Genomic DNA, 1,333 nt, shown 5'->3' with positions numbered 1-1,333 from the left:
CTGTTTTGTAGGAGCTGAGTAACCGAAGTCCATATCATTTTTCTTCACGGGAATAGAAGGCTGCATGATTGTCGGCTTTTTCTTTTTCTTAATTAAACCGCCTTTTTCATTACTCATACTTACCAGCCTCCTCGAATTGAGCTAATTTTTCCTCAAGCTCATCAATTACATCTAAAAATACTTGGTGTGCTTTACGGTCGTGCATATCGTTGTCTGTGATACCTGTTACGTCCCAAGCTTTTAAGCGTTCTAAGTGCTTGATAACACTTTCCATTACATTGTCTTCACCAAACATTTCTTTCGCACGTTCAATAGTAGACATGTCCACGCGACCACCTGGACGAAGCAGTACCGGTAATACGCCAGCCACTTGAATGTCCGCATCATAGTTGTCTGCCATGAATTGTAGGTATTTTATATACGTTTCGGCGCCTTCAAGCGATAGTTCTTGAGCTTGTAGGATAATTAATACATAATCCGCAGCCATCATTGCATTATCCGAGAAGTCGCTAATTGTTGGTGGTACATCGATGAAAATGTAGTCGTACTCGTCACGAATTGGATCAAGTAGCTTCTTTAAATAAGAAACTTGATCGATTTCTTCTTTTACATTGGCATATAAAAATTTCGGGAAGTTTTTGAACGATACTTGTGCCGGAATCATGTGCAGGTTATCCGTCACTTCGACGATACACTCTTTTAAAGAGCCATTTTGGAACCCTTCAAAAATACTCGTATTAATCTCCGTTACACCTGTTGAACGCGCAATTAAAGTACTCGCGTTGCCTTGAGGGTCCATATCGACTAAAAGCACCTTTTTACCACGTGCCATTGCCAGCTCCCAGCTCGCCATCACTGACACCTTTGTCTTACCTACGCCACCTTTAAAGTTCCCTACCACGATAGTTATCGCCATTTCATCATCTCCTCATAGATATATATTTTCGAACTTATCATTTAATAACTAAAGTATAACTTATAAAAAGATACTTTGCAAAAATCTTCTTTGCAAATTTCTACTTTTGATAAATAAAAAAGAAAAAAGTAAGTATGAGCTTACCTTTTTCTTTTTCGTATGTGTTTAGAACCGACCTAAACAAGGAACTTTATTTTCAGATTCTTTTGAGGAGGAAACATATGCCTGATACTCTTCTTCACGATTATTGCGTTCGAAGCTCTCTATATACTGAGCATTTTTACGCAGTAAATCCTGCTTTGGCCCCATATTTCCTTTAGCAACAGTAGCATTAATCATTTCTAAAGCGTTCATCATATAAACCTCTCCTTTAACTTAATAATACTACATTAATTAATAAGTAAAGTAAAATAAAAA

The 1,333-nt window shown here is 37.4% G+C and carries 2 protein-coding genes; both read right to left on the bottom strand.

Annotated elements, in window-relative coordinates; all coding sequences use genetic code 11:
• Window positions 1–109: 109 nt before the first annotated feature.
• On the bottom strand, window positions 110–916 hold the full coding sequence (locus QI30_RS19135) for an AAA family ATPase (protein WP_126992097.1): 807 nt from the start codon (window positions 914–916) through the stop codon (window positions 110–112).
• A gap of 165 nt (window positions 917–1,081) precedes the next feature.
• Window positions 1,082–1,273, bottom strand: coding sequence for a hypothetical protein (locus QI30_RS19130; protein WP_126992092.1), 192 nt, complete (start codon window positions 1,271–1,273; stop codon window positions 1,082–1,084).
• Between the last annotated feature and the right edge of the window lie 60 nt (window positions 1,274–1,333).

Source organism: Candidatus Kurthia intestinigallinarum (genome assembly GCF_003991225.1).
GTDB classification, from domain to species: Bacteria; Bacillota; Bacilli; order Bacillales_A; family Planococcaceae; genus Kurthia; species Kurthia populi.
This window is presented reverse-complemented; position numbering and strand designations above follow the sequence as displayed.